18 protein-coding genes and 2 pseudogenes are annotated in these 24,409 nt (G+C 72.0%); 11 read left to right on the top strand and 9 right to left on the bottom strand.

The window, feature by feature from the left end; genetic code table 11:
* Positions 1 to 59: 59 nt before the first annotated feature.
* Positions 60 to 1,253, top strand: coding sequence for a low temperature requirement protein A (locus FB563_RS00955; protein ID WP_063797165.1), 1,194 nt, complete (start codon positions 60 to 62; stop codon positions 1,251 to 1,253).
* On the opposite strand, the gene FB563_RS00960 is transcribed toward FB563_RS00955, so the two are convergent.
* From FB563_RS00960 to FB563_RS00970, 4 genes are all read right to left on the bottom strand, one after another.
* Positions 1,254 to 1,931, bottom strand: coding sequence for a GntR family transcriptional regulator (locus tag FB563_RS00960; RefSeq protein ID WP_055710253.1), 678 nt, complete (start codon positions 1,929 to 1,931; stop codon positions 1,254 to 1,256). It lies immediately after the preceding gene.
* A 127-nt stretch (positions 1,932 to 2,058) separates the two neighbouring features.
* Positions 2,059 to 3,006: a beta-ketoacyl-ACP synthase III gene (locus tag FB563_RS00965; protein ID WP_055710254.1), complete on the bottom strand. Its 948-nt coding sequence runs from the start codon at positions 3,004 to 3,006 to the stop codon at positions 2,059 to 2,061.
* 138 nt (positions 3,007 to 3,144) lie between these two features.
* Positions 3,145 to 3,273: an MFS transporter small subunit gene (locus FB563_RS44865; protein WP_267888677.1), complete on the bottom strand. Its 129-nt coding sequence runs from the start codon at positions 3,271 to 3,273 to the stop codon at positions 3,145 to 3,147.
* Positions 3,248 to 4,588: an OFA family MFS transporter gene (locus FB563_RS00970; RefSeq protein ID WP_063797166.1), complete on the bottom strand. Its 1,341-nt coding sequence runs from the start codon at positions 4,586 to 4,588 to the stop codon at positions 3,248 to 3,250. Before FB563_RS00970 ends, FB563_RS44865 begins: the two co-directional genes overlap by 26 nt.
* Positions 4,589 to 4,856: 268 nt before the next feature.
* Between FB563_RS00970 and FB563_RS00975 the strand changes: the two genes are divergently transcribed.
* The 5 genes and pseudogenes from FB563_RS00975 to fdhD all read left to right on the top strand — a co-directional run bounded on the left by FB563_RS00975 (position 4,857) and on the right by fdhD (position 11,275).
* Entirely contained in the window at positions 4,857 to 5,828 is a 972-nt protein-coding gene (locus tag FB563_RS00975) for a 2-dehydropantoate 2-reductase (protein WP_055709845.1), read from the top strand.
* On the top strand, positions 5,825 to 7,741 hold the full coding sequence (locus FB563_RS00980; protein ID WP_142218398.1) for a molybdopterin oxidoreductase family protein: 1,917 nt from the start codon (positions 5,825 to 5,827) through the stop codon (positions 7,739 to 7,741). The genes FB563_RS00975 and FB563_RS00980 overlap by 4 nt, the downstream gene beginning before the upstream one ends.
* A gap of 5 nt (positions 7,742 to 7,746) precedes the next feature.
* On the top strand, positions 7,747 to 9,564 hold the full coding sequence (locus FB563_RS00985) for an NADH-ubiquinone oxidoreductase-F iron-sulfur binding region domain-containing protein (protein WP_055709843.1): 1,818 nt from the start codon (positions 7,747 to 7,749) through the stop codon (positions 9,562 to 9,564).
* Positions 9,561 to 10,419, top strand: a pseudogene (locus tag FB563_RS00990) (2Fe-2S iron-sulfur cluster-binding protein). Before FB563_RS00985 ends, FB563_RS00990 begins: the two are co-directional and overlap by 4 nt.
* Before the next feature lie 7 nt (positions 10,420 to 10,426).
* Positions 10,427 to 11,275 (top strand): formate dehydrogenase accessory sulfurtransferase FdhD, encoded by an 849-nt coding sequence (fdhD, locus tag FB563_RS00995; RefSeq protein WP_055709842.1) that lies wholly within the window; start codon positions 10,427 to 10,429, stop codon positions 11,273 to 11,275.
* Positions 11,276 to 11,488: 213 nt separating this feature from the next.
* Here fdhD and FB563_RS01000 read toward each other — a convergent pair whose 3' ends face one another.
* Together FB563_RS01000 and FB563_RS01005 are read right to left on the bottom strand one after the other, a co-directional pair.
* Positions 11,489 to 12,010 (bottom strand): isochorismatase family protein, encoded by a 522-nt coding sequence (locus tag FB563_RS01000; RefSeq protein WP_055709841.1) that lies wholly within the window; start codon positions 12,008 to 12,010, stop codon positions 11,489 to 11,491.
* A 19-nt stretch (positions 12,011 to 12,029) separates the two neighbouring features.
* Entirely contained in the window at positions 12,030 to 12,467 is a 438-nt protein-coding gene (locus tag FB563_RS01005) for a MarR family winged helix-turn-helix transcriptional regulator (RefSeq protein ID WP_055709840.1), read from the bottom strand.
* 129 nt (positions 12,468 to 12,596) lie between these two features.
* On the opposite strand from FB563_RS01005, the pseudogene FB563_RS01010 reads away from it, so the two are divergent.
* A pseudogene (locus FB563_RS01010) lies at positions 12,597 to 13,513 on the top strand (quinone oxidoreductase family protein).
* Positions 13,514 to 13,646: 133 nt separating this feature from the next.
* Positions 13,647 to 15,524: a sialidase family protein gene (locus FB563_RS01015; protein WP_055709839.1), complete on the top strand. Its 1,878-nt coding sequence runs from the start codon at positions 13,647 to 13,649 to the stop codon at positions 15,522 to 15,524.
* On the opposite strand, the gene FB563_RS01020 is transcribed toward FB563_RS01015, so the two are convergent.
* Entirely contained in the window at positions 15,474 to 16,520 is a 1,047-nt protein-coding gene (locus FB563_RS01020) for a bile acid:sodium symporter family protein (protein WP_234358049.1), read from the bottom strand. The two genes, FB563_RS01015 and FB563_RS01020, sit on opposite strands and share 51 nt — an antisense overlap.
* Positions 16,521 to 16,678: 158 nt before the next feature.
* Between FB563_RS01020 and FB563_RS01025 the strand changes: the two genes are divergently transcribed.
* The gene (locus FB563_RS01025; protein WP_055709837.1) at positions 16,679 to 17,548 is read left to right on the top strand and encodes a LysR substrate-binding domain-containing protein; all 870 of its coding nucleotides are present in this window, start codon (positions 16,679 to 16,681) and stop codon (positions 17,546 to 17,548) included.
* Between the two features lie 26 nt (positions 17,549 to 17,574).
* Here FB563_RS01025 and FB563_RS01030 read toward each other — a convergent pair whose 3' ends face one another.
* Positions 17,575 to 18,555 (bottom strand): Lrp/AsnC family transcriptional regulator, encoded by a 981-nt coding sequence (locus FB563_RS01030; protein ID WP_208766277.1) that lies wholly within the window; start codon positions 18,553 to 18,555, stop codon positions 17,575 to 17,577.
* Positions 18,556 to 18,674: 119 nt separating this feature from the next.
* On the opposite strand from FB563_RS01030, the gene FB563_RS01035 reads away from it, so the two are divergent.
* Both FB563_RS01035 and FB563_RS01040 read left to right on the top strand, forming a co-directional pair.
* Complete coding sequence (locus tag FB563_RS01035; protein ID WP_142218399.1) at positions 18,675 to 20,162, top strand: MFS transporter; 1,488 nt, start codon at positions 18,675 to 18,677, stop codon at positions 20,160 to 20,162.
* A 356-nt stretch (positions 20,163 to 20,518) separates the two neighbouring features.
* Positions 20,519 to 22,345 carry an AMP-dependent synthetase/ligase gene (locus FB563_RS01040; RefSeq protein ID WP_055709731.1) on the top strand — a complete coding sequence of 609 codons (1,827 nt, stop codon included), beginning with the start codon at positions 20,519 to 20,521 and terminating at the stop codon, positions 22,343 to 22,345.
* Between the two features lie 18 nt (positions 22,346 to 22,363).
* Here the strand turns inward: FB563_RS01040 and FB563_RS01045 are convergent, their stop codons facing one another.
* On the bottom strand, positions 22,364 to 24,391 hold the full coding sequence (locus FB563_RS01045; protein ID WP_055709730.1) for a PQQ-dependent sugar dehydrogenase: 2,028 nt from the start codon (positions 24,389 to 24,391) through the stop codon (positions 22,364 to 22,366).
* Between the last annotated feature and the right edge of the window lie 18 nt (positions 24,392 to 24,409).

Genomic DNA, 24,409 nt, shown 5'->3' on the forward strand with positions numbered 1-24,409 from the left:
GTCTGCCGGAGGTTCCCCCTCTACGATCTGCACAGCGATCGCCGGAGGGGGAACACCGCATGCACAGCACGCCGTTGGAGGCGGCGGCCGAGGAGACGGGGCGCCGGGTCACCACCCTGGAGCTCTTCTTCGACCTGGTCTTCGTCTTCACGCTCACCCAGCTGACCGTGCTGCTCGCGCACGACCTGTCGTTCGCCACGGCAGGCCGGGTCGCACTGATCCTCGTCGTCCTGTTCTGGATGTACGGCGCCTACGCCTACCTCACGAACCAGGTGCCGCCCGACCGGCCGTCCCGGCGGTTGCTGCTCATGCTCGGCATGGCCGCGTTCCTGGTGTGCGCGCTCGCGATCCCCCGGGTCTTCGACGACACCGGCGTGGTCTTCGGCCTCGGGTTCCTGCTCGTGGTGGTCGTGCACACCGCCCTGTACACCCGAAGCCACGGCTGGGACTCCATCTGGTACGGCGTCACCAACGCGCTGGCGGCCCTGTCGGTGACCGGCGCCGGGCTCGTCCACGGGCTTGCCACGGACGGGCTCTGGCTGCTGGCGATCGCCCTGCAGTTCGTGACGCCGCTCGTGGCCGAGCACGGTCCCGGCCGTAAGGACGGACGCAGCGCGGCGGCGCTGCGGGTGCAACTGGGCGCCCTGGACCCGGCGCACTTCGTGGAGCGGCACGGGCTGCTGCTGATCATCGCCTTCGGCGAGTCCGTGATCTCCATCGGTGTCGGCATCGGTGATCTTCCGCTCACCCCCGGACTGTTCTGCGGCGCATTCCTCGCGCTGGCCCTGTCGGTCGCGCTGTGGTGGACGTACTTCGTGCGGGACGAGGAGGCGGCCGAGGCCGCGTTCCGGGCGACGCCCGCCCCGGCCCGCTGGCGGCTCGCGATGAACGCCTACTACTACGCCTTCCTGCCGATGCTGCTCGGCATCGCCTACCTCGCCGCCGGCATCAAGAAAACCCTCGGCCATCTGACCGAACACCCGCAGCCGGGACCGGCGTTGGCGCTCGCGGGCGGGGTGGCCCTGTTTCTCGCGGGCGACGTGGGCTTCCGTGCGGCCCTGCGGCTGCGGCCGGTCCGCTTCCGGGCGGCCGGCGCCGCCGTCGCCCCGGCCACCGCCGCGGTCGGCGTCCGCATGCCGGTCTACGGCGAACTGCTGCTGCTGGTTGCCGTGTTGGTGGGCATGCTGGCCGTGGAGGCCCGGTCCTGCGCGGCGGTCCGGCCGGCCGTCGCCGGAGTGGACGAGCCCGTGTGATCAGGATCCGTTGCGCTCGTGGTAGGAGCGGCGGGTGTGCTCGGTGTGGATCCGCATCAGGTAGGCAGCCTGCTCGTCGTCGCGATCGGCGATCGCGGCGATCAGTTCCCGGTGCTCGATCCACGACTGCCGTCCGCGCTGCCGGGCCACCGGGGTGTAGTACCAGCGGACCCGGCGGTCGACCTGGGCGGCGAGCTCGGCGAGGACCGCGTTGCCCGCCAGTTCCATGACCTTGGCGTGGAAGGCGGCGTTGAGGGCGACGGCGCGGTCCACGTCGTCGGCGGCGACGGCCTTCTCCCCCTCGGCACACAGTTCCACCAGTGCACCGACCTTCTCGGCGGTGGAGTCGATGGCGGCGAGCCGGGCCGCCTCCGCCTCCAGCAGGGTGCGGACCGTGAGCAGCTGGTCGGCCTCCTCCTCGGTCGGCTCGTGCACGAACGCGCCCTGCGCGGGTCGCAGATCGACCCAGCCCTCGGTGTTGAGCCGCTGCAGTGCCTCGCGCACCGGCTGCCGGGAGACGCCGAGGTGTCCGGCGAGCTCGCTCTCGACCAGATGCTGGCCGGGCTGCAGCGCGCGGGTGGTGATGAGCTCCAGCAGTGCCTCGTAGACACGGTCGCGCAGGGGTCCGGGGCGCTCCAGCTTGGGCACCGCCCCGTGCGGCAGTCCGGTCGACAACATCACGGTCCCCTCCTGGGCAGTTCTCGCGCGTGGGCGCTGGACGCCAGTATCGATTGTCTTTTGTCTACAGTCTACGGTGCACCAAATCCAGGCCTGTTCGCGCCCGCTTCACCGTTCGCCGCACCCCTCACGGGCAGCGTACGACCTGCCCGGCGTACGACAGGTTGCCGCCGAAGCCGAACAGCAGCACGGGGTCGCCGGCCCGGAGCCGCCCCTGCTCGATCAGCTTGGAGAAGGCGAGCGGGATGCTGGCGGCCGAGGTGTTGCCGGATTCGGTGACATCGCGGGCGACCACGGCGTTGACGGCGCCGAGCTTCTCGGCCAGCGGTTCGATGATCCGCAGGTTGGCCTGGTGCAGGACGACCCCGGCGAGCTCCTCGGGGGCCACACCGGCCCGTTCGCAGGCACTGCGGGCGATGGCCGGCAGCTGGGTGGTGGCCCAGCGGTAGACGCTCTGCCCCTCCTGCGCGAACCGCGGCGGGGTGCCCTCGATCCGCACGGCGTGCCCCATCTCGGGCACCGATCCCCACAGCACCGGCCCGATCCCCGGCTCCTGGCCCGGCGGGCAGGCCTCGACGACGGCGGCCCCGGCGCCGTCGCCGACCAGGACACAGGTGGTGCGGTCGCTCCAGTCGGTGACGTCGGACATCTTGTCGGCGCCGATGACCAGCGCGCGGGAGGCGGCACCGGCCCGGACGGTGTGGTCCGCGGTGGCCAGCGCGTGGGTGAACCCCGCGCACACCACGTTGACGTCCATCGCGGCGGGCTGCGGGATGCCCAGTCGGGCCGCGACCCGGGCGGCGGTGTTGGGGGAACGGTCGATCGCCGTGGAGGTGGCGACCAGGACCAGGTCGATGTCGCCGGGGGCCGTGCCGGCGGCGGCGAGGGCCTTGGCGGCGGCGTGCGCGGCCAGCTCGTCCACCGGCTCGTCGGGTCCGGCGATGTGCCGGGTGCGGATGCCGACCCGGCTGCGGATCCACTCGTCGCTCGTGTCGACCAGCCCGGCCAGGTCCTCGTTGGTGAGCACCCGGGCGGGCTGGTAGTGACCGATGGCGGCGATGCGCGAGCCGTTCATGGCGGGAGTCCCCTCGTGGCCGTGGGTAGCGGGATCCACCAGTCTGATCAGTGACCCACGGGTACGAGGGCAGGTGAAGCCACAGGAATCGGGCGTCCCAGTTGTCGGCTTCCCTCAGACCCTCGGACGCCCGAGCAGTCACCCGGTGAACAGCTGCGTCGCCTTCTGCACGAGTTCGTACACCCCGTAGGCGAGGGGCGCCCCCACCCACAGCCAGGCGAGGGTGATCAGGCCCCGTCGGCTAGGCGGGCTGCTGTCGCTGGGCATCTGCGGCCTCCCTCTGGGCGGGGATGTGGTGGCGGGCGTGGACGGGACGGACGAGTTCGTTGGCGACGAAGCCGACGACGAGGAGGCCGATCATGATGCCGAAGGACAGCCCGTACAGGGACGGGCCGTGCTTCCCGGCCTCCTTCTGCCGGTCCGCGATCCAGTTGACGATCAGCGGCCCGAGGACGCCCGCGGTGGACCAGGCCGTGAGCAGCCGGCCGTGGATGGCACCGACCTGGTAGGTGCCGAACAGGTCCTTCAGATAGGCGGGGACCGTCGCGAAACCGCCGCCGTAGAAGGAGAGGATCACCAGGGCGCACAGTACGAACAGCGGCTTCGCCGAGTCCCCGAACAGCGCGATGAGCAGGTACATCAGCGCGCCGACGCCGAGGTAGCAGCGGTAGATGTTCTTGCGGCCGATCCGGTCGGAGGCGGACGACCAGCCGATCCGGCCGGCCATGTTGGCCGCCGACAGCAGCGCGACGAAACCGGCGGCCGCGGAGGCCGACACCGGGGCGGAGCTGTCGGCGAAGAAGTCCGTGATCATCGGGGCGGCCTTCTCCAGGATGCCGATGCCGGCGGTCACGTTCGTGCACAGCACGACCCACAGCAGCCAGAACTGCGGCGTGCGCACCGCGCTGCGGGCGGACACCTGCACGCCGTCGACGGCACGCGGCCCGCTCGCGCTCGCGCTCGCGCCGGGGGTGTCCGCGCGCGGCACGCGCACGAGGAGCACGCCGAGCGTCATGAACACGGCGTACGACAGCCCGTGCACCAGGAACGCGAGGGCGATCCCGGAGTGGCCGGTGCCGAAGGAGGACAGCATCTGCGCCGACCAGGGCGAGGCGATCAGCGCGCCGCCGCCGAAGCCCATGATGGCGATGCCGGTGGCCATGCCGGGCCGGTCCGGGAACCACTTGATCAGCGTGGAGACGGGCGAGATGTAGCCGATGCCGAGGCCGATCCCGCCGACGAAGCCGTAGCCGAGGACGATCAGCCAGTACTGGCTCGTCCGGGCGCCGAGCGCGGAGATCAGGAAGCCGGAGGAGAAGCAGACGAGGGCCACGGTCATGGCCCAGCGGGGCCCGTTGCGTTCGACGAGGGTGCCGCCGAACGCGGCGGACAGGCCGAGCATCACGATCGCGAGCTGGAAGGGCAACGCGCTCTGGGTGCCGTCGAGGTGGAGCGCGGATTCCAGCGGCGGTTTGAAGACGCTCCAGGCGTAGGCCTGCCCGATGGAGAGATGGACGGAGAGGGCGGCGGGCGGGACGAGCCAGCGGCTCCAGCCCGGGGGTGCGAGAGGGGGGCTGCTCATGCCCGCGAACGGTAGGGCGGGGGGCGGGAGTTGAGAAGGCTGCGGTCGACCGTATGCGGTGAACGGTATCCGGGAGGCGTTCAACGGTCGCCGCGCGGACCCTTGTCGGAGGTAACTCCATACTGTAGACAATATTTCGTCGACAGCATTCGCGCGACATCCGACGAATCCGACGACGGTCGGCCGACGTTCAGCCGACGAGCGGCTCGCGTCGGCCCCTCTCCCCCGACACCTCCGCGGTATCCCTCAAACCGAACGGAGTGCTCCCGTGAAAGTGGCAGTTCTCGGCGCCGGCGCCATCGGCGCCTACGTCGGTGCCGCGCTGCACCGCGCCGGCGCCGATGTGCATCTCATCGCCCGTGGACCGCATCTGGCGGCCATGAGGCAGCACGGAGTACGTGTGCTCAGCCCGCGCGGCGACTTCACCGCGCACCCCCACGCCACCGACGACCCCGGCGAGGTCGGCCCGGCGGACTACGTCTTCCTCGGCCTGAAGGCCAACGCGTACGCGGCGTGCGGGCCGCTGATCGCTCCGCTGCTGCACGAGCGCACCGCGGTGGTGGCCGCGCAGAACGGAATCCCCTGGTGGTACTTCCACCGGCACGGCGGCCCGTACGACGGCCACCGCCTCGAGAGCGTCGACCCGGGGGGCGCCGTCAGCCGCGTCCTCGCCCCCGAGCGGGCCGTCGGCTGTGTCGTCTACGCCGCGACGGAACGCCGGTCCCCCGGCGTCGTACGGCACTTGGAGGGCACCCGGTTCTCCGTCGGCGAGCCGGACCGCAGTCTGTCGGCGCGCTGCCTGGACTTCAGCGAGGCCATGCGGACCGGCGGGCTGAAGTGCCCGGTGGAGCGGGACCTGCGCGGGGACATCTGGGTCAAGCTGCTCGGGAACATCTCCTTCAACCCGATCAGCGCGCTCGCCCGCGCCACCATGCGGCAGATGTGCCTGCACGGGGGCACCCGCCGGGTCATCGAGACGATGATGCGCGAGACGCTCGCGGTCGCCGAGGCCCTCGGCTGCAGGGCCGGCGTCTCCGTCGAACGCCGGCTCGCGGGCGCGGAGCGCGTCGGCGACCACCGCACCTCCACCCTGCAGGACCTGGAGCGCGGCAAGCCGCTGGAACTGGACGTGCTGCTCGCGGCCGTCGTCGAACTCGCGGAGATCACCGGCGTCGAGGTGCCCACGCTGCGCACCGTGCACGCCATCTCGGACCTGCTCGCGCTGAGGAGCGCCGCATGAGGAAACGGCAACCGAGGACCTACACCCGGCTGACCCGCCCGCTGGTCCGGGACAGCCGCGAGGAACCGTTCCGGCGGGCGAGCTGGCAGGAGGCGCTGGACCGGGCGGCCCGGGGCCTGGAACGCAACCGGGGCGCGTTCGGAATGTTCTCCTGCGCCCGCGCCACCAACGAGATGAACTACGTGGCGCAGAAGTTCGCCCGGGTCGTCATGGGCACCCACAACGTCGACTCCTGCAACCGGACCTGTCACGCGCCGAGCGTCGCGGGCCTGTCGGCGGCGTTCGGCTCCGGCGGCGGCACGTCGTCGTACGAGGAGATCGAACGCACCGACGTCATCGTGATGTGGGGGTCCAACGCCCGTTTCGCGCACCCGATCTTCTTCCAGCACGTGCTGAAGGGCATCAGGAACGGCGCCCGGATGTACGCGGTCGACCCGCGGCGCACGTCCACCGCCGAGTGGGCGGAGAGCTGGCTCGGTCTGAACGTGGGCACCGACATCCCGATGGCGCACGCGATCGGCCGCGAGATCATCCGGGCGGGGCTGGTCAACGAGGCATTCGTCGAGCGGGCGACCAGCGGCTTCGAGGAGTACCGCGCGCTGGTCGAGCCGTGGACGCCGTCCCTCGCGGAGAAGGTGACCGGCGTACCGGCCCGCACGATACGGGAGCTGGCACACGCGTACGCCCGCGCCGAGCGGGCCCAGCTGTGCTGGACGCTCGGCATCACCGAGCACCACAACGGCACCGACAACGTCCGGGCGCTGATCAACCTGGCCCTGCTCACCGGCCACGTCGGCCGCTACGGCTCCGGGCTGCAGCCGCTGCGCGGGCAGAACAACGTGCAGGGCGGCGGCGACATGGGCGCGATCCCCAACCGGCTGCCCGGCTTCCAGGACATCCTCGACCCGGACGTCCGGCTGAAGTTCGAGTCGGCGTGGGACACCGTCATACAGCCGCACCACGGGCTGAACCTGACGGAGATGTTCGAGGCGATGGAGGAGGGCAGTCTTCGGGCGGTGTACTGCATCGGGGAGAATCCGGCGCAGTCGGAGGCCGACGAGCAGGCCGTACGACGTTTGAGGGCGCTGGACTTCCTCGTCGTGCAGGACATCTTCCTCACCAGGACGGCCGAGCTCGCGGACGTCGTGCTGCCGGCGACCGCCGGGTGGGCCGAGACGGAGGGCACGACCACCAACAGCGAGCGCCGGGTGCAGCGCGTCCGGCGTGCCGTCGCTCCGCCCGGCGAGGCACGCGAGGACATCGACATCATCTGCGCGCTGGCGGCGCGGCTCGGCCATGACTGGAAGTACGCCGACGCCGAGGCGGTCTGGAACGAGCTGCGCTCGGTGTCCCCGGACCACTACGGCATGACGTACGAGCGGCTGGAGGAGCACCAGGGCATCCAGTGGCCCTGCCCCAGCACCGACCGGCTCGAACCGACGTATCTGCACGGCCGGTTGTGGGAGGCCGATCCCGAAAGACGGGGTCCGCGGGCGCCGTTCGGCCTGGTGCCGCACGATCCACCGGTGGACCTCACCGACGAGGAGTACCCGATCCGGCTGACCACGGGCCGGCGCCTGGACTCGTACAACACCGGTGTACAGAGCGGCGGTTTCGCCTCCCCGCTGCGCCGCGGCGAGTACGTCGAACTGTGCCCGGAGGACGCCGAGCGCCACGGGGTCGTGGTCGGCGAGGAGGTGCGGATCACCTCGCGGCGCGGATCGGTGGTGGCGCCGGTGTGGATCGACACCGCGCTGCGGCCCGGCCTGGCCTTCATGACCATGCACTTTCCCGACGAGGTGGACACCAACCGGCTGACGATCGAGGCCAATTGCCCGATCGCGGGGACGGCGGAGTTCAAGGCGTCGGCGATCCGCGTCGAGAAGCTGCCCGCAGCGACGTACGCGAGGTGACGTGAGTGGACCTGCACTTCGGCGACGGCAAGCCGACGGACGAGGAACGGGCCGCCGTGGACGCCCTGCTGGGCCCGCCCGGGTCCTCCTGGGAGGGCGCCGACCGCAGCGACGCCGACCTTCGGTGGGCGCGCGGCGGCCGAGCCGCCCGGGACCGGCGCGATCTGGTGCTGCCGGGGCTGCACGCCCTCAATGACCGGGTCGGCTGGATCAGCGAGGGCGGCCTCGGCTATCTCTGCCGCCGGCTGACCGTGCCGCCGGCCGAGGCCTACGGGGTCGCCACCTTCTACGCCATGTTCTCCCTGAAGCCCCGCCGGGCGACCGTGCTGCACGTGTGCACCGACCTGGCCTGTACGGCGGCCGGAGCGGGCGAGCTGCGCGCCGGCCTGGAGAAACGGCTCGGCAGCGGGGTGGGCGTCGAGCGCGGCCCCTGCCTGGGCCTGTGCGAGCGCGCCCCGGCCACGCTCGCCGTCAGGGCGGGCGATCCGGTGCGTACGGCGGTGGCGGCGCCCGCGACCATGGCCGAAGCCGTACGCGCGGCCCACTCGCCCGACTCGGCGCCCGAGGAGCCACCGGCGGCGACGGCCGTGCCCCAGGCCGGGCAGGAGGGCCTCCTCCTGCTGCGGCGGGTGGGTGTCGTCGACCCGGCCTCCCTGGACGACTACCGTGCGCACGGCGGCTACACCGCGCTGCGCCGGGCCTTCGCGCTCGGGCCCGCCGGAGTGATCCGCGAGGTCACCGACTCCGGCCTGGTCGGGCGTGGCGGCGCGGCCTTCCCCACCGGCCGCAAGTGGCAGGCCACGGCGTCCCAGCCCGACCATCCGCACTACCTGGTGTGCAACGCCGACGAATCCGAGCCGGGCACCTTCAAGGACCGCGTGCTCATGGAGGGCGACCCGTACGCGCTGGTCGAGGCGATGACCATCGCGGCGTACGCGACCGGCGCCCACAAGGGATACCTGTACGTGCGCGGGGAGTACCCGCGCGCCCTGCGCCGCCTGGAGCACGCGATCGCGCAGGCACGCGCGCGTGGCTTTCTCGGGGACGACGTGCTCGGTCAGGGCTACGCCTTCGACATCGAGATCCGGCGGGGCGCGGGGGCGTACATCTGCGGGGAGGAGACAGCCCTGTTCAACTCCATCGAGGGCTACCGGGGCGAGCCGCGCTCCAAGCCGCCGTTCCCGGTGGAGAAGGGCCTGTTCGGCAGGCCCACCGTCGAGAACAACGTGGAGACACTGGTCATCGTCCTGCCGGTCCTGACGCTCAGCGCCCCGGCGTACGCGGCGATCGGCACCGAGGGGTCGACCGGGCCGAAGCTGTACTGCGTGTCCGGGAGCGTGGCGCGCCCCGGCGTCTACGAACTCCCCTTCGGGGCCACACTCGGCGAGCTGCTCCACCTGGCCGGGGCCCGGGAGGGGTTGCGGGCGGTGCTGCTCGGCGGCGCGGCGGGCTCCTTCGTACGGCCGGACGAGCTGGACATCCCGCTGACCTTCGAGGGCACCCGGCAGGCGGGCACCACGCTCGGCTCGGGTGTGGTGATGGCCTTCGACGACCGCGTGCCGCTGCCCCGGCTGCTGCTGCGGATCGCCGGGTTCTTCCGGGAGGAGTCCTGCGGGCAGTGCGTGCCGTGCCGGGTCGGGACCGTGCGGCAGGAGGAGGCGCTGCGCCGGATCGCCGAGCGCACCGGCGCGGCCGCAGCCGATGACATCGCGCTGCTGCGGGAGGTCGGCCGGGCGATGCGGGACGCCTCGATCTGCGGTCTGGGGCAGACCGCCTGGAACGCCGTGGAATCCGCCATCGACCGTCTGGGGGCGTACGCATGACCGTCACACCGCTGGGGATCCCGCGCCGGATGCTGGAGTTCAGCCTCGACGGTGAGCCGGTCCGGGTGCCGGAGGGCTCGACGGTACTGGACGCCTGCCGGGCGGCGGGCAAGGACATCCCGACGCTGTGCCAGGGAGACACGCTGCGGCCGAAGAACGCCTGCCGGGTGTGTAGTGGAGGTCGAGGGCTCGCGGACGCTGGTGCCGGCCTGCTCGCGCAGGGCGGAGCCGGGGATGGAGGTCCGCACCGGCACCGAGCGCGCCCGGCACAGCCGGAAGATCGTCCTGGAGCTGCTGGCCTCGTCGGTCGACCTGTCGACCACACCGGGGGCGGCCGAGTGGATCAAGGAGTACGACGCGAAGCCGGACCGTTTCGGCCCCGACGCGGCCCGGCTGAACGAGGAACCGAGGATCGACAACGAGCTGTACGTGCGGGACTACGGCAAGTGCATCCTGTGCTACAAGTGCGTCGACGCCTGCGGTGACCAGTGGCAGAACACCTTCGCCATCTCGGTCGCCGGGCGCGGTTTCGACGCGCGGATCGCCGTCGAGCACGACGCCCCCCTCACCGACTCGGCGTGCGTGTACTGCGGGAACTGCGTGGAGGTGTGCCCGACCGGGGCGCTCGTGCCGAGGACGGAGTTCGACATGCGGGCCGCGGGCACCTGGGACGAGTCCCGGCAGACGCGGACGTCCACGGTGTGCGCGTACTGCGGAGTGGGCTGCACCCTCACGCTCCATGTGCAGGACAATGAGATCGTGAAGGTCACCTCGCCGCACGACAACCCGGTGACCCACGGCAATCTCTGCATCAAGGGCCGTTTCGGCTACCAGCACGTACAGAACCGGGGCTGATCAGGACATGGGACGAGTCACGGAACGACGCAAGGTCCTCCGCATCCGGGACGGGGCGCTCTCCACCCGGCCGGACACACTCGTCGCCGAGGAACCCCTGGAGATCCGGCTGAACGGCAAGCCGCTCGCGATCACCATGCGCACCCCGGGCGACGACTTCGCGCTGGCGGCGGGGTTCCTGGTGAGCGAGGGCGTCCTGGCCTCCACGGACGATCTGCGCAACATCGTCTACTGCGCGGGAGCGACGGCGGACGGCTCCAACACGTACAACGTGGTCGACGTGAAGACCGCGCCGGGGGTCGCCCTGCCGGACTTCACCCTGGAACGGAACGTCTACACCTCCTCCTCGTGCGGCCTGTGCGGCAAGGCCAGCCTGAACGCCGTGCGCACGACCGCGCGTTTCCCGATCGCCGACACTCCCCCGGTCCGGATCACCCCCGAGCTGCTGGCGAGCCTCCCCGACCGGCTGCGGGCGGCCCAGCGGGTGTTCGACCGGACCGGGGGCCTGCACGCGGCGGCGCTGTTCAGCGAGGGCGGCGAGCTGCTGGACGTACGGGAGGACGTGGGCCGGCACAACGCGGTCGACAAACTGGTCGGGCGGGCACTGCGGAACGGCGACCTGCCGCTGTCGCGGGCGATTCTGCTGGTGTCCGGGCGGGCCTCGTTCGAGCTGGCGCAGAAGGCGGTGATGGCCGGGATCCCGGTGCTGGCGGCCGTGTCGGCGCCGTCGTCGCTGGCGGTGGACCTGGCCGCCGAGGCGGGTCTGACGCTGGTGGGTTTCCTTCGGGGCAGCTCGATGAACGTGTACGCGGGCGAGGACCGCATCGCCCTGCACGAGGCGGCCGCCCAGGGCTGAGGTGCCTCCCCCTTTTTTTGCTTCGTTCGCCTCCGGGGGCGCCTCAGCCGGTGTCGTGGGGCCCGATCGTGCTCGGCGCTTCGCGCCTGCGCGCGTTCGGGCCCCTCGACACCGGCGCGCCCCCTGCGGCTCTCTTCGCGGCCGGCGCGTCGGGACAGCCGTCCTTGGTGGGCTCTTGCCGTCGGCCGGGGGGCCCGGGTGTGCTGGGCGGTGTCAGGTGAAGGTCACGTCGGACGACCTCGTCACCGTGCCCAGCCTCGGGAAGTCCAGCCGGACGGACGCCTCGTGCTCGGCGGCGGTGAAGGCGGCCATGGCGTCCTCGGCGAAGACCAGGCCGTAGCCGAGGTCGGCGGCGGCGCGTGCGGTGGACTCGACGCCGAGGTTGGTGGCGATGCCCCCGAACACCAAGGTGGTGACGCCGCGTTCGCGGAGCCGCTCGTCCAGGCCGGTGCCCTGGAAGGCGCCGACGGTGCGCTTGACCACCTCCAGGTCGCCGGGCCGGGCCAGGCCGGGCACGAGCCCGCTGCCGGGCGGCTGTTCGGCGACCGAGGGGCGTTCGACCCGGACGAGGACGACGGGCGCCCCGGCGGCGCGGAAGGCACCGGCCAACTCTTCGGCGGCGGTGAGCACTTCGGTGCCTTTGCGGGGTTCCAGGGGCAGCGCGACGATGCGTTCCATCAGGTCGACGAGGACCAGGGCGGTGCGCTGCGGGTCGAGGACGGGAGCTGCGGTCATGACGGAACGTTAGCCGCCGTCAGCCGTCCGTGCCGGAAATCCGGATCAACAGGCCCATGAACTGCTCGCGTTCGGCGGCGGACAGCGGGGCGAGCAGCTCGTCGTTGGCCTCGCGGGCCGCCTTCTCGCAGCGCGCGAGGAGGCGGGCGCCGTCCTCGGTGAGGGACACGGCGTTCTTGCGCCGGTCCCCGGGGTCGGGGGCGCGCAGGACGTGTCCGGCGGACTGCAGGTCGTTGAGCACGCCGACCAGGTCCTTGGGGTCCAGGCCCACACTGCGGCCGAGGTCGGCCTGGGCCACGGGCTGGAGGTCGCGGACGGCGGAGAGGACCACGTGGTGCCACATCTTCTGACCCTCCGCCGCGAGCGCGCCGGCGACCAGGGAACGGCCCCGGGCGGCGGCCCGGCCGAGGAGCCAGCTGGGCAGGGAGCGGATCGCGGGCAGGGGTGCTTCGGCCATGCCGGCAGCCTATCCGAGAAACCGTTGGAGCTCCCAACGAATCTTCGGTATCGTTGGTGCTCCCAATGAATTCGTAGGTGCTCCCGACGATCGATGCGCCGGGTCCGCCCGGCCCTGGAGGTGTGTGCGATGCGTCGCGTCCGTTATGAATCCACCGGCGGCCCGCTGTTCCTGGAGGAGGCGCCGGTCCCCGAGCCCGGCCCCGGGGAGCTGCTGGTGCGCTGCGCGGCGGTCGGGGTCACCCTGCCCGTGGTCCGCAAGGTCACCGAGGCCGCCGAGCCGATCGCGCTCGGCGGTGAGATCGCCGGCGAGGTGGTGGCGGTGGGCGAGGGTGTGACCCGCTTCCGGCCGGGCGGGAGGGTGACCGGCTGTGCTTCGGACACGGGTACGCCGACTTCGCCCTGCTGCACGAGACCATGGCCTCCCCGATACCGGACGGCGCCGATGCCGTGGACGCGGTCGCGCTGGTGCGCAGCGGCCTGGTGGCGTTCGGGGCGCTGGAGGCGGCGCACCCGGTGCCGGGCGAGGCGGTGCTCGTCACGGCGGCGGCGAGCGGGGTCGGGCACCTGGCCGTGCAGCTGGCGCGGGCGCGGGGTGCGCGGCGGGTGGTGGGAGCCGTGTCCGACCCGGGGAAGGCGGAGTTCGTCCGCTCGCTGGGCGCGGACGACTGTATTCGGTATGGCGACGACAGCTGGGGAGATCCTGTCGACTGTGTACTGGATGCCGTCGGCGGTGACCTGCTCACTCCCGCCCTCGCCGCCCTGGCCCCGCACGGCCGCCTGGTCGCCTACAGCTCCGGCGGCGGCACCGTCCAGGCGTACGACCTGCTGGTGGGCGCCAAGTCGGTGATCGGCTTCCAGATGGCCCTGATCGCCCGCGGCCGGCCGGAGCTGTACGAGCAGTGGCGCCAGGAGCTGTGGCGCCTGTTCGCCGAGGGCACCCTCAGTCCGGCGGTACACGCCGAGTTCGCCCTGGAGGACGCGGCGAAGGCGCACGAGGTGATCGAGCGGCGGGCCAACCTCGGCAAGGTGGTGCTGCGCCCGTAGCGCTTTCGCGCGCCGAGTGTGCTGCACGCTTCTTGTGAGGCGTCCCGGCCCCAACTACCGTCGACGGTGCGCACGTTGGACGTGGGATGTCCGGATGTCCAGATGTCCGGCCGACGAAGGGCAAGGTCCCGCCATGCCGTCAGGTCTACGCGCCCGGCTCAGAGCCGTACTCGTCACCGCCCTCACCACGGCGGCACTGCTGCTGGTGCCGCTCGCAATCCCCCACCCGGCACACGCCCAATCCCCCGCCGCCGAGCCCGAATTCGAGCAGCAGGTCCTGTTCAAGGCCTCCCAGGACCCCGGCTACGCCTGCTTCCGCATACCGGCGATCCAGCGGTCGAACGACGGCACCCTGCTGGCGTTCGCCGAGGGCCGGGTCCTCAACTGCGGGGACGCCGCCGACATCGACATCGTGCTCAAGCGCTCCACCGACGGAGGCCGCACCTGGGGCCCGCTGCAGGTGGTCAACGAGGGCGCCGGCGACACCCACGGCAACCCGGCGCCGATCGTGGACCGCGCAACGGGCCGGATCTGGCTCGCGGAGACCTACAACACCGGCCGTACCGACAGCGCCAGTTGCTCGGTCCCCTGCGACCGCACCCCGCACCTGCAGTACAGCGACGACGACGGCCGGACCTGGTCCGTGCCGCGCGATCTGAGCCCGGAGATCCTGCCCGCCGACTGGAACTCCTGGTACGCCACCGGGCCGGTGCACGGCATCCAGCTCACCAAGGGCCGGTACGCGGGCCGGCTGGTCTTCGGCGTCAACACCGAGACCTGGGACGGCAGCCGGGTGACCGCCAACCACGCGGCGCTGATCGTGAGCGACGACCACGGCGGCCACTGGCGGATCGGCGCCACCGACACCTGGCCCATCGCCGACGACGGCACCTTCCGGCAGAAGCCCTCCGAACTGGCCCTGGCCGAGCGCGGTGACGGCTCGATCCTGGTCAGCGCCCGGGAGCAGGACGGCACCGACCTCGGCCACCGCACCCAGGCCGTCAGCCGCGACGGCGGCGGCAGCTTCACCGCGCCCTTCCACGACCTGCCCGACCTGTACGCCCCGCAGGTGCAGGGCTCGCTGCTGCGCCTCGGCGACCGCGTCCTGCTGGCCTGCCCCGGCGACCCCGACCGGCGGCGCACGATGATGATCCGCTCCTCCTACGACGGCGGCCGCACCTGGGACAGCGTGGACCGCGGCACCGTCGTGACCAAGGACTGGTCCGGCTACTCCGACCTGGTGCGTGCCGACGCGGACACGGTCGGCCTGATCTACGAGGGCGGCGCGGTGGACGCGCGCGACGAGATCCGCTTCGCCCGCTTCACCGAGGACTGGCTCGCCCCGCGTCGCGGCCCCGACCCGGTCACCGCCGACCTCGCCCCGCACGCCCGCCCGGCCACCGTGCTCGGCGGCGCACGGGAGACGGACGGGGTCTTCGGCGGCGCGCTGGAGTTCGACGGCACCGACGACGCCGTACGCCTGCCCTTCCGCACGGGGCTGCCCCTGGGGACGAAGGACTTCACGGCGTCCCTGTGGTTCCGGTACACGGCCACGGCCGGCGAGCAGCCGCTGCTGTGGATGGGCGGGGTCGGCACCACCCAGCCGCAGGTGTGGGTGCGCGGGGAGCCGGCGAACAACCGCATACAGGGGCTGATCACCGTACGGGACGGGGCGATCGCGCCGCAGACCACCTCTGTGCGCACGGGCACCGCGTACAACGACGGCCAGTGGCATCACCTGGTGCTGCGCCGGGGCGGAGGGCGGCTGTCGCTGTCCGTCGACGGCACGGAGACCTCCGTCGCCGACATACCGGGATCGGTGAGCCGTAACTCCCCCTTCGGCGTGCACATCGGTCAGCGCATGGACAGCCGGGCCTTCTTCACCGGCGCCATCGACGAGGTGCACGTCTGGGACCGGGCCCTGACCGACGCGGAGCTGGCGGACCCCAAGGCGCTCAGGTCACCGAAGGACACGGTCCTGTGGCTGCCCCTGGACCGGGTGAGCGGCTGACGCGCGGACGCCGGCGCCCGGGGCCTGGTGCGGGTCCCGGGCCCGGCGCTTGGCGATGACCGCGCACACCATCAGCTGCATCTGGTGGAACAGCATCAGCGGCAGCACGGCGAGCGAGGCGTGGGCGCCGAACAGGACACTGGCCATGGGCAGCCCGGAGGCCAGGGACTTCTTCGACCCGGCGAACTGGATGGCGATCCGGTCCTCCCGGCCGAAGCCGAGCGCCTTGCCGCCGTACCAGGTCAGCAGAAGCATCACGGCGAGCAGGGCGGCCTCGACGGCGAGCAGCCCGCCGAGCCTGGCCGGGCTGACCTGGTGCCAGATGCCCCGGACCATGCCCTCGCTGAAGGCGGTGTAGACGACCAGCAGGATCGAGCCCCGGTCGACCAGCCCGAGGACCTTCTTGTGCCGGGCGACGAACCGGCCGATCCACGGCCGCAGCACCTGCCCGGCGAGGAACGGCACCAGCAGCTGGAGCACGATCTTGACCAGTGAGTCGGCGGAGAACCCCCCGCCGCTGTTGCCCAGCAGTCCGGCCGCCAGCAGCGGGGTGACGACGATGCCGACGAGGGAGGAGAAGGAGCCCGCGCAGATCGCCGCGGGCACGTTTCCGCGGGCGATCGAGGTGAACGCGATGGACGACTGGATCGTGGACGGCACGAGCGTCAGGAACAGCAGTCCCTGGTAGAGCAGCTGGGTCAGCAGCACCGGCACCAGGGCGCGCGCCGCCAGCCCGAACACCGGGAAGAGGACGAACGTGCAGACCAGGACGGTGACGTGGAGCCGCCAGTGGCGCAGCCCGTCCAGCGCCTCCCGCGTCGAGAGCCGGGCGCCGTAGAGGAAGAACAGGAAGGCGATCGCGGCCGTGGAGGCGCCGGAGGCGACGTGGGCGGCGGTGCCGTGGGCCGGGAACAGGGCCGCGAGGCCCACCGTGCCGATCAGCAGCACGATGTACGGGTCTACCGGCATCCAACTCGGCCAGCGCAGGCGTTTCACGGTGCTCCGATTGCAGTGGGTGTCGTCTTGCGGTGTGTCGTTGCGGTCCGGGGCCCGCAGGGCCCCCCTCCATCGTCCTCCGCAGCCCGCCGATCGGGAATCCGGCATACCACTCTGACTGTCATCACGATATCCGATAGGCGGCTACGCTGCCTTGTATGTACGACCCCACGCAGCTGCGCACCTTCCTCGCCGTGTCGCAGACGCTGAGCTTCACGCAGGCCGCGCGCCGGCTGGGGCTGCGGCAGTCCACGGTCAGCCAGCACGTGCGCCGGCTGGAGGACGCGACCGGGCGGCAGCTGTTCACCCGGGACACCCATTCGGTGGAGCTGACCGAGGACGGCGAGGCGATGCTGGGCTTCGCCCGCCGGATCCTGCAGGTCCACGAGCAGGCCACGGCGTTCTTCACCGGCACCCGGGTGCGCGGCCGGCTGCGGTTCGGCGCGTCCGAGGACTTCGTGCTCACCCGGCTGCCGGAGATCCTGGAGGGCTTCCGCTACGACCATCCGGAGGTCGACCTGGAGCTGACCGTGGAGCTGTCCGGCACCCTGCACGAGCAGCTGGCCGCCGGGAAGCTGGACCTGGTGCTGGCCAAGCGGCGCCCGGAGGATCCCGGGGGCGAACTGGTCTGGCGCGACGACCTGGTGTGGATCGGCGCCGAGCGGCTGCGTCTGGACGCGGACCGGCCCGTCCCGCTGATCGTGTATCCGCCGCCCGGCATCACCCGGGCCCGCGCGCTTCAGGCGCTGGAGCGCGAGGGCCGCGCCTGGCGGATCGTGTGCACCAGCGGCAGCCTCAACGGACTGATCGCGGCGGCCCGCGCCGGGCTCGGCGTGATGGCCCACTCCCGGCGCCTGATCCCGCCCGGTCTCTTCCGCCTGCCGGACCGTGCCGGGCTGCCCGACCTGGGCAAGGTCGACTTCGTCCTCGTCCACGGCCGCCGCCGGGGCACGGCGGAGGAGGCGGCGAACGCGCTGGCCGCGGCCGTCCTGGCGGGCGGGGAGCGGCTGCGCCGGCGGGGCGGCTGAGGGCGTCACCCGGGCGTTGAGGCCCGTCAGCGGGGCACCGGGTACGTCAGCTGCTTGACCCGGCGCAGGAACGGCGTGGTCTCCACGTGCTGCACGCCCTCCAGCTGCCCGAGGGGGCCGCTGAGGTAGGCGTAGAGACCGGCGGTGCTGCGGGCGATCGCGGTGACGACGAGGTTGGACGGTCCGGCCGTCGCGGAGACCCAGGCGGTCTCCGCGTGCGCGGCCAGGGCCTCGCCGACGGAGTGCAGGGCGGCCGGCGAGGCGGTGATCCACAGCGCGGCGACGACGGGATGGCCGAGTGTCTCCGTGTGGTACTCGGCGTCGATGTACACCGCGCCGGAGGCGCGCAGCGCGGCCAGCCGGCGCTTGACCGAGGACTCCGAGCGGCCTGTGGCGCGCTGCAGTTCCGGGTAGGAGGCCCGGCCGTCGCGTTCCAGGACGGCCAGCAGGGGCTCGTCCTCGGGCTCGATGCGGGGCGGGCCCGGGGCGGGGTCGGCGGCGGGGCGCAGGGCGGCGATCTGCTCGTCGCTGAGGACGGCGAGCTTGCGGAGCCAGCCCTCGTCACCGCCGTAGAACCGGTGCAGCAGCTGGTGGGCACGGATCTCGACCACGCTCGGTGTGCGCGGCAGCTTGCCCAGCAGCAGCTCGTCGTGGTCGCCCGGGGTGCGCGGCCGGGTCAGGCACAGCACCTCGGTGCCGCCCGAGGCGAGCCCGATCCAGTAGGTGTCGGGGCGCCGGGCGAGGGCCTCGGCGATGGCCGCGGCGCTGTCCGGTGCGCAGCGGATCCGCAGCATCCACTGGTCCATGCCGAGCCGGTAGGAGTCCCGCATGGCGACCACCCGCAGGCCCCCTTGCGCGCACAGGCGCCGGTAGCGGCGCGCGATCGTCTGGTCGGAGACACCGAGCACGGACGCGATGCGGCTGAAGGAGGCCCGGGCGTCGACCTCCAGAGCGGACAGCAGCTGCAGGTCGAGCCGGTCGAACCTGTCGGATTCCATCTCCAGCATGCGCTCTCCTGTCGGATTCCACCGTACGCGCACGCCGCACACATTCGATCGGCCGTGCCGGGGCCATCGTACGGAGAGATCGGACGCTGTCGTACGGACTGACGGGAAGTGGAAGAGACATGCGCAGCTGGGGGACGCTCACGGCCGTGTGCCTGGGCACGTTCATGTTGCTGCTGGACGTGACGATCGTGGTGGTGGCGCTGCCGGACATGGCCGCTTCGCTGCACGCGTCGCTGGGCGACCTGCAGTGGGTGGTGGACGGGTACGCGCTCGCGCTGGCCGCGCTGCTGCTCGGGGCGGGGGCCGCCGCCGACATTCTCGGGCGGCGCAGGGTGCACGTGGCGGGCGTGGTGGTGTTCGCGGCGGCCTCGCTGCTGTGCGGGCTCTCCACGGGGCCGGTCGTGCTGGTGGCCGCGCGGGCACTGCAGGGGGTGGGCGCGGCGGCGATGTTCGCGACGACGCTGCCGTTGCTGGGCTCGGTCTACCAGGGCAGGCAGCGGTCGGCGGCGCTCGGCGTCTGGGGCGCGGTGAGCGGCGGCGCGGCGGCGGTCGGCCCGGTGCTGGGCGGTCTGCTCACCGAGGGGCCCGGCTGGCGCTGGATCTTCTTCGTGAACCTGCCCGTCAGCGTCGTCGAGGTGTTGCTGACCCTGCGGGCGGTGCCGGAGTCGCGGGGGCCGCGGGGGATGCGCGTGGACTGGGCGGGCATGGCCGCGTTCGCCGGCTTCGGGGGCGGTGCGACGTACGCGGTGGTGCGGGCCGGCGAGGACGGCTGGACGGCGCCGGCGGCGCTCGTGGCGTTCGGGTGCGCGGCGCTGGCGCTGGTGGTGTTCGTGGTGGTGGAGCGGCGCACCGCGCATCCCCTTCTGGACCTGTCGCTGCTGCGGCGGCCCGCGTTCGTCGGGGTGATGCTGGGGGCGTTCGCGTTCAACGGGGCGGCGTTCGGGGTGACGCCGTACCTGTCGATCTGGATGCAGACGCTGCTGGACATGTCGCCGGTGCGCGGCGGGCTCACCCTGCTGCCGATGACGGTCGCGGCGATGCTCGTCGCCGTGCTGGTGGGCCGGCTGCTGCACGGGGTGCCGGCACGGCTCACCATCGGCGGCGGTCTGTTGCTGATCGGCACCGGGACCCTGTGCCAGGCCGTCCTGGACGCGGCTGCCTCCTGGACGGTGCTGGTGCCCGGGTTCGTGCTGGTCGGCGTCGGCACCGGGTTCGTCGGCCCGACGGTCGCCGGGGCCGCGCTGGCCTCGGTGCCGCCGGAGCGGGCCGGGATGGCGGGCGGCGCGGTGAACACCGTCCGGCAGCTCGGGTACGCGCTCGGCGTGGCCGTCCTCGGCACCGTGCTCACCTCCCGGATGACCGGCATGCTGCCGGCCGGCGCGGCCCACGGGCTGGCCGGAGGTGGAGCCGGTGCGCTGCGCGGCTCCTTCCCGGAGCACACCTTGCGCGCCGCGTACGCCTCCGGCCTGAACGGCGCGCTGGTGGTGGCGGGGCTCGCGGGCACGGTCGCGGGCGCGCTGGTGCTGCTGCTGGTGCGGGCGGACCGGCCCGCGCGGCGCACGGCGTCCGGGGCGGAGGCGGAGAAGGCGGTGGCGGCGCACCACTGACCACGACGTACGGCGGTGAGGGCGGTCCGGGAGCTGTTCCTGGGCCGCCCTCGCGGCCGTATCTCTGCGGGCCGGGCCGCTGCCGGGCCACGCCCGATATGCGAGGATCGGTGCAGTGTGCGCCGTAATCGCCGCGTACAGATTCGGTGGAGATTACGGCACCGAAACTTACTGACCCGTCAGTATTGTGTCCGGCCCTTCCCCATGTGCGGGCATTTTCCGATCACCGCCCGGGTGAAACGTGAGCTTTGCTCGGTTTCCGACCCCCTCCCGCCCGGTGACGGCGTGGGGTAGCTTTCACGGCGCTGTGCCGCGTATCACGGCGTGACCAAGCAGTGAGGACCGGGGAGCGAGGATTGCGCGAGTTCACCAACCCGCCGCTCACATCGGCACCGCCGGTGGGCGGTCTGGCCGACGCGGTCTTCGAGCATGCCCGGACGGACCCCACGCACGTCGCCCTCGGCCGCAAGGACGCCTCCGGGCAGTGGCGCGAGGTGACCTCCGCCGAGTTCCGCGACGAGGTCCTGGCCCTCGCCAAGGGCCTGCTCGCGCGCGGCATCCGCTTCGGCGACCGCGTCGCCATCATGTCCCGCACCCGCTACGAGTGGACCCTGTTCGACTTCGCGCTGTGGTCGATCGGCGCCCAGGTGGTGCCGGTCTACCCGACGTCCTCGGCCGAGCAGTGCTTCTGGATGCTGTACGACGCCGAGGTGTCCGCGGCGATCGTGGAGCACGAGGACCACGCGATGACCATCGCCACCGTCATCGACCGCCTCCCGCAGCTGCGGCAGCTGTGGCAGCTGGACTCCGGCTGTGTTCAGGAGCTGTACGACGCCGGGGCGCACCTGGACGACGAGCTGGTGCACCGGCACCGTCAGGCGGTCACCCCGGATTCGGTCGCCACGATCATCTACACCTCGGGCACCACCGGCCGCCCCAAGGGCTGTGTCCTCTCGCACGCCAACTTCATGTACGAGGCGGACACGATGATCGAGCGCTGGCAGCCGGTGTTCCACACCAAGAAGGACGACGAGGCCTCCACCCTGCTGTTCCTGCCGCTCGCGCATGTCTTCGGGCGGATGGTGGAGGTGGCCGCGATCCGCGGGCGGGTCCGCTTCGGGCACCAGCCGCAGCTGAACGCCGCCGCCCTGCTGCCCGACCTGCAGGCGTTCAAGCCCACCTTCATCCTCGCGGTGCCGTACATCTTCGAGAAGGTGTTCAACGCGGCCCGCCGGAAGGCGGAGAAGGAAGGCAGATCCGGGCCGTTCGAGAAGGCCGTCGACATCGCGGTGAAGTACGCGGAGGCCGTGGAGGCCAAGGCGTGGGGCACCGGGCCCGGCCCGTCGGCGGGATTGCGCATGCAGCACCAGTTCTTCGACAAGGTCGTGTACTCCAAGGTCCGCGCGGCGATGGGCGGCCGGATCCGCAACGCGATGTCCGGCGGCTCGGCGATGGACCGCCGGCTGGGCCTGTTCTTCGCGGGCGCGGGCGTGCAGATCTACGAGGGCTACGGCCTGACCGAGTCGACGGCCGCGGCGACCGCCAACCCGCCCGAGCGGACCCGGTACGGCACCGTCGGGCAGGCCATCCCGGGCGTGACCGTGCACATCGCCGACGACGGGGAGATCTGGCTGTACGGCGGAAACGTTTTCCAGGGCTATCTGAACAACCCGAAGGCCACCGACGAGACGCTGCACGACGGCTGGCTGGCCACCGGCGACCTCGGTGCGCTCGACGAGGACGGCTATCTGACCATCACCGGCCGCAAGAAGGAGATCCTGGTGACCTCCGGCGGCAAGAGCGTGTCCCCCGGGGTGCTGGAGGAGCGGGTCCGTGAGCATCCGCTGGTCAACCAGTGCATCGTCGTCGGCAACGACCGGCCCTACATCGCCGCCCTGGTCACCCTCGACCAGGAGGCCGTCGAGCACTGGCTGCAGATGCGCGGGAAGCCGCGGATGACCCCGGCCGAGCTGGTGCGCGACCCGGACCTGGAGACGGAGGTGCGGCGGGCGGTGGTCGCCGCCAACACCCTCGTCTCCCAGGCCGAGTCCATCCGTACCTTCCGCATCCTTGCGCAGCCGTTCACCGAGGAACACGGCCTGCTCACGCCGTCGTTGAAGCTGAAGCGGAAGGCGATCGAGAAGGCGTACGGCAACGAGGTCGAGGCCCTCTACCGAACCTGAGCCTTGGTTGACGGGAGGTCAGCTGATCGTCACCTTGAAGATCTTGTCCGATCCGTCGGCGGCGCCTCCGTTGTTGTCGCAGTTGGTGGTGGACAGCCACAGCTGGTCGGCGCCCGGCACCTTGGTCACGGTCCGCAGCCGGCCGTAGGTGCCCACGTAGTACGCACTCGGTGTGCCGACGCTCTCCGTGTCACCGTTGATGGGGATGCGCCACAGGCGTTCGCCGCGCAGGGACGCCATGTAGATCACGTTGCGGACGACGGCGATGCCGCTCGGCGAGGCCTCGGAGACGTTCCAGGTGGCTTTGGGGTTGGTCATGCCGGCGACGTTGCAGTTGCCCTCGCAGGTGGGCCAGCCGTAGTTCGCACCGGGCTTGATGAGGTTGAGCTCGTCCTTGGAGCTGTTGCCGAACTCCGCCTCCCAGAGTCGGCCGTTGCGGTCGAAGGCGAGGCCCTGCGGGTTGCGGTGGCCCAAGGAGTAGACGTAGTTGCCGAAGGGGTTGCCGGGGGCCGGTCTGCCGTCGGTGGTCATGCGCAGGATCTTGCCGTTGAGGGAGTTCTTGTCCTGCGCGAGGTCGGGCTGCTGGGCCTCGCCGGTGGAGACGTACAGGTAGCCGTCGGGGCCGAAGGCCAGGCGGCCGCCGTTGTGGTAGCGGTTCTTCTTGATGCCCTGCAGCAGGACCTTGTAGTCGCCGAGTGTCGTGCCGTCGTAGGTCATGCGGACGACCCGGTTGCCCTCGGCGGCGGTGTGCATGAAGTACACGTAGTGGTTGGTCTCCCACTTGGGGTCGACGGCGACGCCGAGCAGGCCGCCCTCGCCGTTGGTGGTGACGGCGTTGGGCACCGTGCCCACCTGCGTCCTCGTGCCGCTCCTGGTCAGCTTCCACACCCGGAAGTCGTCCCGCTCGGTGACCAGGGCGGACTGGCCGTCGGGCAGCCAGTAGGTGCCCCAGGGGATGGTCCAGCCCGTGGAGAGCGTGGCGATGGAGGACGGGACACCGCCGTCGGTGGCGCAGGCCTTGGTGGTGAAGGAGACCGTGTTGCTCGGCGCTGAGACGTTGCCGGCGGCGTCACGGGCCACCACGTTCAGGCTGTACGGGCTGTCGCAGGCGAGCCCGGTGAGCGTGGTGGAGGTGCCGGTGACGGTCTTGTAGACGGTGGTGTCGCTGCGCACGTCGTAGGCGGTGACCGCGCGGTCGTCGCTCGAGGCGCCCCAGGTGAGGTCGACCGTGTTCGACGTGACGTTCGCCGTGTGCAGGGTGCCCGGCGCGGTCGGCGGTGTGGTGTCGGAGCTGGGCCTGGTGGTGCAGTCGACGACCAGGCTGGCGGGCGAGGTGTTGCCGGCCGCGTCACGGGCGACGACCGTGAGGTCGTAGGTGGTGTTCGGGGCGAGCCCGGTCAGCGTCTTCGTGGTCGCGCTGCCCGGTGCCTCGCCGAGCTTGTTGCCGTGTTCGTACAGGTCGTACGCCGCGACGCCCACGTCGTCCGTCGACGCGCCCCAGGACAGGGTCAGGCGGTCCTCGCCGATGTCCGGGCAGGAGGGCTGCCCGGGGCGGGTGGGGGCCTGGGTGTCGGTCGGCGTGCCGAGGCTCAGGCGGTCGAGGTTCGGGCCGCCGTTCGCCGTGGTGGCCGTCGCCCGGATCTTGTTGCTGCCGGCCTTGAGGGTGACGGTGACGCTCCTGGCCGCCCAGGTGTTCCAGTCGGGCGTGCCGGGGAAGGAGACGGCGGGCGCGACGACGGTGCCGTTGACGGAGAGGTCCATCGGCCGGTCGGCGGCGGTGCCGTTGGCGTACCGCAGGGTGACCGACGCGGGTCCGGCGGAGGCGGCGCCGACCGTGAACTCCACGTAGGAACCCCTGGTGTTGGTGTAGTCGACGAAGCCGGTGCCCGTGTAGCCGGTGTGGTTGGTGGCGACGGCGCCCTGGGAGATCAGGGCGTCCTCGGCCTGGTAGTCGGTGGCCGCGGCGGCGGTGCCCTGGCTCAGGCCGGCGAGCGGCAGTGCGAGGGCCGCGGCCAGGCCGTACGGCAGAACTCTTCTGAGACGCATGGGTGTTTCTCCTCGTTC

This window comes from Streptomyces puniciscabiei (assembly GCF_006715785.1).
Classification (GTDB): domain Bacteria; phylum Actinomycetota; class Actinomycetes; order Streptomycetales; family Streptomycetaceae; genus Streptomyces; species Streptomyces puniciscabiei.